Origin of the sequence: Sphingomonas sp. LH128, from assembly GCF_000293195.2 — a bacterium.
GTDB classification, from domain to species: domain Bacteria; phylum Pseudomonadota; class Alphaproteobacteria; order Sphingomonadales; family Sphingomonadaceae; genus Novosphingobium; species Novosphingobium resinovorum_A.
Genome location: NZ_ALVC01000135.1, coordinates 1 through 7,746, shown reverse-complemented (window position 1 = coordinate 7,746; position 7,746 = coordinate 1). Strand labels below are relative to the sequence as shown.

Below are 7,746 nucleotides of genomic sequence, written 5' to 3'. Positions count from 1 at the left end.
TCAGTCGTGCCGGTGATCCGGCGGTCAGGGTCGCTCTGTTCGAGGCAGCGCACGTTCTGATGACGCGCGTGGCGAAATGGTCGAAGATCAAGGCCTGGGCAATGAATATCGCCAAGCGCCGCAGCGCGAAGCGCGCCAAGGTCGCGCTCGCCCGCAAGCTTGGCATCATTCTGCACCGGATGTGGGTCGATGAAGCCGACTTCAGGTACGGCCAGCCGGCATAGCCTTCGAGGAGAGAAAAGATGCCCGGATACTCAGCTACGTAGAGGTCCCCTGCGGGTGACCGGCGAGGGGACGATGGTCAGGGACAAGCCGCTGGACGCTTTGGCGATCAACGCCGTTTTCGAGATCGGCTACCCTGATTTTTCCGACCGCATCATGTGACGACCACGCGTCGATCACGGACAGAAGCATGAACCCCAAGTCGATCTACCTTGCAGTCCCGCACCCAATGACAGAAGGTGTCCAGCTCCTTGATCTTCATCTTGAGACCGGCCTGATCGAGGCGACGGGATTGGTAGCGCTGGGTCGATCGGTTGATCGGAAATGCGCCGCAGGCCCTCCGTTCGCTCACCTGGTAGTTCGCCCGCAGATAGCCAACGATCTCCCGAGCTCGATCAGGCCTTACATTTTTCGGCGGATGACGTCCTGCAGCATCTCTTTGTCGAGACTGAGGTTTGCCACGAGCCGCTTGAGCCGGACATTCTCCTCCTCGAGCTGCTTCAGCCGCTTCGTCTCCGACGGCATCAGTCCGCCATATTTGCTCCGCCATCGATAGTAGGTCTGAACCGATATGCCGGCTTTGCGGCACACCTCCTCGACGGTCGTACCATCCTCGGCCTGCTTGAGAATGAACGCGATCTGGTGCATGCTGTGATCCGCACGCCCCACATTCAGGACCGCGACGGAGTCCCAATGGTGCTACGCGAAATCATCGCGCGCTTTTGGTATCTGCGGCACGTCTTCGCAAATGGCGGCTATGCTGGCGACAAACTCAGGAAGGCTCTGCGGCGAATGGCGAAATGGACCATCGAAATCATCAAACGGTCAGATACCGCCAAAGGCTTCGAGGTGCTGCCCGGCCGCTGGGTGGTCGAACGGACGTTGGCATGGCTCAACCGAAACCGATGCCTAGCAGAGGACTTCGAGAAAACCATCGCTTCGGCAAAGGCTTGGGTCTTCATCCCGCCCGTTCAAATCGTCATCCGACGTATCGCAAGACTATGAAATCAATCCGCATGATGACGAACCAGGCACTTATGGTAAATCTTCATAAAAATCTGTACCGCGCGATCAGCGATTTGGTCGGCTAGAATGTTGTTTGCGTGTCGCAACTCCAGTATCAACCTTCGATTGAATCCTGAGGTGCAAAGATCAAGTAACAGCATAGCCGCGTCATCCGGATCTTCGTCGTATAAAGAATTAGCTAAAAATAAGGAAACTTGATCTCGAAAATACAAAAATGTATTAGAGTAGAAAATATTTCCTAACTTGGGAATGCGCCGATTGTTGATAATTATAATTCGCTCGATTTCGATGGTGTCATCTCGCATCAAGAAATGGCAAAATCTTTTCGAAGATAAATTCAACATACTGGTTATACTACTACATTCGGAAATATCGAGATCAAGAAAATTTCTAAATAACTGAACTTTCAATTCAATAGCGGCAACAGCAATGTCTTCCTTGTGATCAAAATATTGCCAAAGAGTGCTCTTCGACCCGCCCAATATACTAGAAATATCAGACATAGTGACATTATCGTAGCCACTCTCTAAAAATGCATTCATCGCAACGTTTACGATATTTTTGCGACGCGCACTTTTTTTCAGTTCTCTCTTTGAACTGATTGATAGGACATTTTTTTGCCGCATAAATCCTACATGGCTTCGGATCATCGAAAAAAATGGTGCTCGATAATGTCAGTGACAGATTAAGGAAATTAAGGAAAATTAATCTCTTGATAAGAATATGATTATATTATACTAATTCTAGATATTATTCTTGCCGCTAAGCTTTCTCTAAGTGGCTGTCCTCGCTTAATTTTTCTCCACGTATTATAGCTTATCCCAAGCTCTTTCTGTAACATTGAATCCGTTCTTCCAGTTGAAAAGCGTATAATTTTATCCGCGATATCTTTTGGCAATTTCACCATCTTACATTGTGAACTCATATCGAAATCTTCCGAAGATTACTGCTAAAGCTATAATATAGATCGGTATTTCTCTGGAATATTTAGCTATATTGCATAACTTTTCATATCGGGTAGACAAGATATCGCGGGAGTACTGACGTATCCAATTCGGCACGGCGGGACAGAAACTTGGCCCGACCATCGCCCGAAAGCCGAACCATATCGAGATAGCGACCTGCGGCAAGAATTTGAGTGACCCCGGTATCCATCGGCGTCATGAAAACCGAAAAGTTGGACATGGCCTCTGCTGTGCTGGCATCGACCTGCCGATGGCTGACCCGCTGAACGAAATGGCGAGTGCGGTAGTCCTGAAAGGTCCCTGCCCAGATCTCTGTGACATAAGTGACGCGATCTTCCAGTCGCGCCCTACAATCGTCGAACATGAAGCCGAGTTCGAGGTTATGTTCTGTGTTCTCGGCCGCACGGCAGTAATAAGATGCCTGTTCTTCCTCGGCATAGTTAGTGAGCCAGCCTGTCATGTCTTTGCTGTCGAGCGCGTTGGCGTCCGCCAGCAGCAGGCGGTCAAGAGCGCATTCCAGTTTGGTGGGCGAAAGCATCATGCTTGTGCCCTTTCGAATCCCATCACCGAGCGGTAATATTCCCAGCGCGGAAGGTTACCGCTTTCATCGTTCTGCGAAAACTCGGACTCGAGCTTGGCAGGATCACGCACGCCTTTCTGGAAGATCGCATTGCCAGGCGTGTGGCTGCCGATGTGGATCCGGTGGAAGATCGAAGCGTCTTCCATGCTAATTAAACCGCATGGACCCAGTAAATTGGAGCTTTGCCGTAACCGGTGGCGAAGCATGTCCGCATCGTCGTTCTGGTGGGCGAAATAGGCGTAGTGGACCTCGGTCGTTTCGGCATCGATTGGGGTCGCGAAGCGCAGGTTTATGACGTCGAGATGTTTGGTTGAAACGAAAGTCGGGAACAACTGGACGATGCGTGACCCGACTGATGGATCCTGCCCTTTGAAGGCAATCAGATCCTTATCTTTTAGAACGCTGGGACCGCTCGCCACGGAGAGTGCCGACTCGAAACAGACATGGCCGCGTTTCGTGGCGGTATACTGCCGCCCTTTGCCGCCCTGCCAATTGAGCATCTTGAATGCCGCGTGGAGCAGCGGGGCATGGTAGCCGTCGTTGTCGTTGTAACCCTTCCAGTTGCTGTCATAGCGAACCTTCTGATAGCCCAGCAGTTTAAGGCGACCGTCGCCCGCCATCAGTTCGCGCAGGGTTTCTCCTGCTTCGCCGAGAAACTGGTCAAGGGGTTCTGTCTCAGCCGAGAACGTCACGAATATCAGGCCGTAGAACAGATCGAAGCGCGGCTGCCCCAAGGGGTAGTCCGCCTTGTCGAAACCGGGTACGAATTCGCGCGGGTTGGGACATCCAACAAGCTCGCCCTTGGCACTGAACAGCCAACGGTGATAGGGGCATTCGAACTCGGTTTTGTTACCCATTACCGCAGTTTCGAGCTGGTTGCTGCGATGCGAGCAGGCATTGTAAAACACGCGAACCTCGCCCCCTTCATCCCGCGAGATCAACAGCGGGATTCCTGCGAGGCGGATCGTCCGGAAATCGCCTGGGTTGGGCAACTCGCTTTCGTGCGCAACCGGATGCCATTCCGGGCCGTGAAATATCCGCTTGATCTCTTCCAAGTAGAGATCCGATCGCGTAAAGGCCGCCTTGGGAACTTCGTTATAATTCTTCGGCCAGGTCAAGGTCGCGTCAGCCATCCTCTTGCTCCCGCATTTCCAGTGATCGTTTATCTGACCGTCTTCAACGCTCTGTTTCGAGCGCTTTGCCCAGTTCGGCCCACATCCGGCCCGAATTACGCGCGCCTTCGAGATAGCTTTCGGGACATAAGTGATAGGGTGGACGGCAAGGTCCGGCGTTCATCCATCCACCGGCGGTCATCCGCGCCTTTTCCAGCGGAATGTTGTAGGTGGAGAATTCCTTGAAGCTGCCATTGGGAAACAGCGTTGCTGCCGTGGGCGCGAGCCGCCCCATGAAGGTCTTGGCCTTGCTCCAGTCGCCGGTGGCGCGGGCCTGTGCGACGAGATCGCGCAATGTCGTACTGACGAGAGGATGGCAGACCGCGCCGCTTGTCCAGAAGGCATCGACCGAATCGTCCATCCGCGCCGCGCCATAGTAATCGAAGTCGATCGGCAGCAGCTTGATCCGCCCCTTGATTGCGGCCAGATCGGGCAGCAGTGTGCCAACACCGATATACTTGGCAGTAACAACTTGGGGGATTTCGGCGACCTGACCCCAGAAATGGCGCGGGAAATCGAACTTGAATGCTTCGGGATTGGCATAGATTGCAATATTGATATCGGGCACCGCCTCAGCGACATCCTTGTAGAACTGGACCGCGACATCGACGCTCGGCGCGCACCACATCGGTACGCCCAGCATCGTCCCGGTCGCGCCGATATCGACTGCCTCGCGGGTCAGCGCGATGGTGTCGCGGGTGTTGATACAGGTTGTGCCGACAAACACCGGAACCCGGCCCGCTGCGGCATCTACGATAGTCTTCATAAAGACGAGCTTTTCGTCAAGCGTCATGGTCGCGGCCTCGCCCAGCGTTCCCATACTCAGGATGCCGTCGACTCCGGCCTCGATCAGGCCGTTGACCATGCGGGCTGCTTCGTCGACATTAACCGTATCAGTGGCGCGCCAATCGGTAGCACCTTCCTTGGCGGGCGTCGGCACGATCGCCCAGGCACCCTTTATATCAGCAGCAGTCAGCAGTTCACGCGCCACGCAACATCTCCCAAAGATTTTCAATCATTAGCCAATATGTAACGCATTGCCCACGGGCTTGGCAAGGGAGGAATGCGGATTTATGAAGCCGAATGTGACTAGGATTGCACCCTTCCGGCCGGACGGGTGCGGGTTTGGAGAAATCAGAGATGACAGACGCAAACGTAAGATTTGCAGGCAAGATCGCGATTGTCACGGGAGCAGCCCAGGGCATCGGCTTTGCTACGGCCCAGCGCCTAGGGCGAGAAGGCGCCACAGTCGTCGTTGCCGATCGTGCAGAACAGGCGACACTGGATGCGGTTGCGCGACTTATGGCCGAATCTGTCGACGCTCACCCCGCCATCCACGACCTCGAGCAACAGGCTGGAGCCGCTGCCCTGTACAACGCTGTAAGCGATAAATTCGGGCGGATCGACGTGGCCGTCCATAATGTCGGTGGCACGATCTGGGCCAAGCCTTATTGGGAATACACCACCGAAGAAATCGTCGCCGAAATTAATCGCTCGTTGTGGCCGACGCTGTGGTGTTGCCATGCAGTGCTGCCCCACATGCGCGCGGCGGGTCGCGGCGCGATCGTCAACATCGGCTCGGTGGCAACGCGCGGGGTCAATCGCGTGCCCTACGCGGCTGCGAAAGGTGGCGTGGCGGCGCTGACCGCTGCGTTGTCGCTGGAACTGGAGGATTGTGGCATCAGGGTAAATTGCGTGGCTCCTGGCGGGGTCAACGTGACCCGTGTCACCCCGCGTAATACCGCTCCGCATTCCGACGCGGACCGCAAGGGCTTTGGCGAGGTGATGGAGCAGACCTTGCGCGATACCCCGCTGGGTCGCTTCGGCGAGCCCGAGGAACTGGCCGCCGCGATCTGCTTTCTAGCCGCCGACGAGGCGTCCTACATCACCGGCCAAACCCTCTACGTCGCAGGTGGCGGGATCGGCTGATCCCGCCCGCCTTACGAGCCTAACCAGCCTGCTTGAGGATATCGCGGAGCGACACATCGGCATCGGCCAGCTGCGCGGCCTGGGCATTGGCTCGGCGCTCGATCAGCCGTTTGCCGATGCCCATGTCTGGGGCGCGGTTGACAGTCAGGATGCCCTCGATCATCTCGCCTGACTGGAAGAATGCGGTAAACTGGTTGCTTGCCATGTCTCCACGCAGGGTTACCTCGGCTTGCACCGGGATATGGCCGCAGAACTGGATATTGAGATCGAACTGGTCGCTCCAGTACCACACCGGCTTGCAGTAATCGACGCCCTGCCCGAGCACGGCGAGCGCCGCGGCCTGAGCCTGATCGGCAGCATTCTGGTAGGTTTCCTGGCGGATATGGCCGCCGAAGAAGCTCTCCTGTTCGGCCACGTCGCCGGCGGCAAAGACATTCTCATTGCTGGAGCGGCACCGCCGATCGACGATGATGCCGTTATTGGTGACGATGCCTGCGTCCCGGGCTAGGCTGATTTCCGGCACTATCCCGACCCCGACTACCACGGCATCGCAATCCACCAGTGATCCGTCATCGAGTTCGACCTGCGTCACCCGCCCGTCAAGCACCTTCATCGCGTTCACGCCGCGTCCGAAGCGGGTGTCGACGCCGCGCTGGCGATGTTCCTCGCCCAGCCATTGCCCGAACTGCGGCCCGAGCGCGCGAATCATAGGCGCGGCAAGCGGTTCGATCGCGGTCACTCGGCACCCCAGCTTGACCGCGCTGGCCGCGACTTCAGCCCCGATCACACCCATGCCGATGATGACGATCCGGGCGCCGTCCCTGAGGTCCGTCGCCATCCGGGTGGCATCGTCCCGGGTGCGCAGGTAATGCACGTTGGCGGCGTCGGCACCCTCCATGTTGAGCTTGCGGGCGGAACCACCGGTGGTCAGCAGGATGCGGTCGGCTTGGACCAGGTCTCCGCCCGTCAGGCGCACAGCGCTCGCCGCCAGGTCGAGCGCTTCGGCACGCGTGCCAAGCCGCATTTCGATGCGGTTGGCGGCGTACCAGGCCTCGTCATGAAGGAAGAAATTGTCCGGTACATTGGCCGGATCCCACAACACCTCCTTGGACAGGGGCGGGCGCTCGTAGGGCCGCCACGGTTCTTCGCCGATAAGGGTGATCCGGCCATCGAAGCCAGCCTGGCGCAAGGACTCCACCGCGCGGCCACCCGCAAGATTTGCTCCGACCACGGCTACCGATTTCATGCGATTCTCCCAACTTTGCGTGCTTTCCCGGTCTTATTGCCGGAAGGCGCACCTCCCTATAGACCTTCTTTGCACAATATGCAATGCGTTGCGAGAGTTAACGCGCGCTAGGCGGATTCCTGGATTTCCATTTTTTCAAGACGCAAGGCGAGCTGCCGACGGGTAAAGCCTAAGGTGCGCGCCGCGCGAGCAACGTTGCCCCCACTTGCATCAAGGGCCTCGCGGATCACCAGCCCTTCCATTTCCAGCAGGCTTCCGCCCTCATCGACGATCAGATCCAGCATCTGGCGCACCAAGTTGGCGCGACTACCAACATTGTCAACGGCGCTGATCCTGCCATCGTTGGTCATGCACATCGCCGGCTTCAATTCGAGGCCGTCGGTTTCCAAGAACAGGTGTCTGACGTCGATCGCTCGTCCGTCGTCCGCCAACAGCACGGCGCGTTCCACCATTCGCTCAAGTTCGCGCACATTGCCCGGGAAATCGTAAGCCAACAGCGCGTTAATCGCCCGCGGAGTGAAGCCCGATACTGTTCGGCCATGGCGCAGGGCATAACGCAGACGGAAGTGTTCCAGCAGCACCGGAATGTCCTCGCGGCGCTGGCGC

Annotated in this window: 7 protein-coding genes and 3 pseudogenes; 3 read left to right on the top strand and 7 right to left on the bottom strand. The window is 56.8% G+C overall.

What is annotated here, in order from left to right:
* Positions 1–224 (top strand): annotated as a pseudogene (locus LH128_RS11600) (IS110 family transposase); the annotation flags it as partial.
* Positions 225–553: 329 nt separating this feature from the next.
* Here LH128_RS11600 and LH128_RS11595 read toward each other — a convergent pair.
* Positions 554–870, bottom strand: a pseudogene (locus LH128_RS11595) (transposase); the annotation flags it as partial.
* On the opposite strand from LH128_RS11595, the pseudogene LH128_RS11590 reads away from it, so the two are divergent.
* Positions 853–1,227, top strand: a pseudogene (locus LH128_RS11590) (transposase); the annotation flags it as partial. The pseudogenes LH128_RS11595 and LH128_RS11590 sit on opposite strands and share 18 nt — an antisense overlap.
* A gap of 2 nt (positions 1,228–1,229) precedes the next feature.
* Here the strand turns inward: LH128_RS11590 and LH128_RS32115 are convergent.
* From LH128_RS32115 to LH128_RS11575, 4 genes are all read right to left on the bottom strand, one after another.
* Positions 1,230–1,898, bottom strand: coding sequence for a TetR/AcrR family transcriptional regulator (locus tag LH128_RS32115; RefSeq protein ID WP_082718776.1), 669 nt, complete (start codon positions 1,896–1,898; stop codon positions 1,230–1,232).
* A gap of 358 nt (positions 1,899–2,256) precedes the next feature.
* A complete protein-coding gene (locus tag LH128_RS11585) occupies positions 2,257–2,754 on the bottom strand; it encodes an aromatic-ring-hydroxylating dioxygenase subunit beta (RefSeq protein ID WP_024020827.1) in 498 nt (165 codons plus the stop codon).
* Complete coding sequence (locus LH128_RS11580; RefSeq protein ID WP_008829815.1) at positions 2,751–3,926, bottom strand: aromatic ring-hydroxylating oxygenase subunit alpha; 1,176 nt, start codon at positions 3,924–3,926, stop codon at positions 2,751–2,753. Before LH128_RS11580 ends, LH128_RS11585 begins: the two co-directional genes overlap by 4 nt.
* 43 nt (positions 3,927–3,969) lie before the next feature.
* Positions 3,970–4,956, bottom strand: a complete 987-nt coding sequence (locus tag LH128_RS11575) for a dihydrodipicolinate synthase family protein (protein ID WP_008829814.1) — start codon at positions 4,954–4,956, stop codon at positions 3,970–3,972.
* 149 nt (positions 4,957–5,105) lie between these two features.
* On the opposite strand from LH128_RS11575, the gene LH128_RS11570 reads away from it, so the two are divergent.
* Positions 5,106–5,894 (top strand): 1,6-dihydroxycyclohexa-2,4-diene-1-carboxylate dehydrogenase, encoded by a 789-nt coding sequence (locus tag LH128_RS11570; protein WP_024020828.1) that lies wholly within the window; start codon positions 5,106–5,108, stop codon positions 5,892–5,894.
* Between the two features lie 19 nt (positions 5,895–5,913).
* Here the strand turns inward: LH128_RS11570 and LH128_RS11565 are convergent, their stop codons facing one another.
* The gene (locus LH128_RS11565) at positions 5,914–7,140 is read right to left on the bottom strand and encodes an NAD(P)/FAD-dependent oxidoreductase (RefSeq protein ID WP_008829811.1); all 1,227 of its coding nucleotides are present in this window, start codon (positions 7,138–7,140) and stop codon (positions 5,914–5,916) included.
* A 107-nt stretch (positions 7,141–7,247) separates the two neighbouring features.
* A partial coding sequence (locus LH128_RS11560) for a helix-turn-helix domain-containing protein (RefSeq protein WP_008829810.1) occupies positions 7,248–7,746 on the bottom strand: 499 nt, incomplete at its 5' end.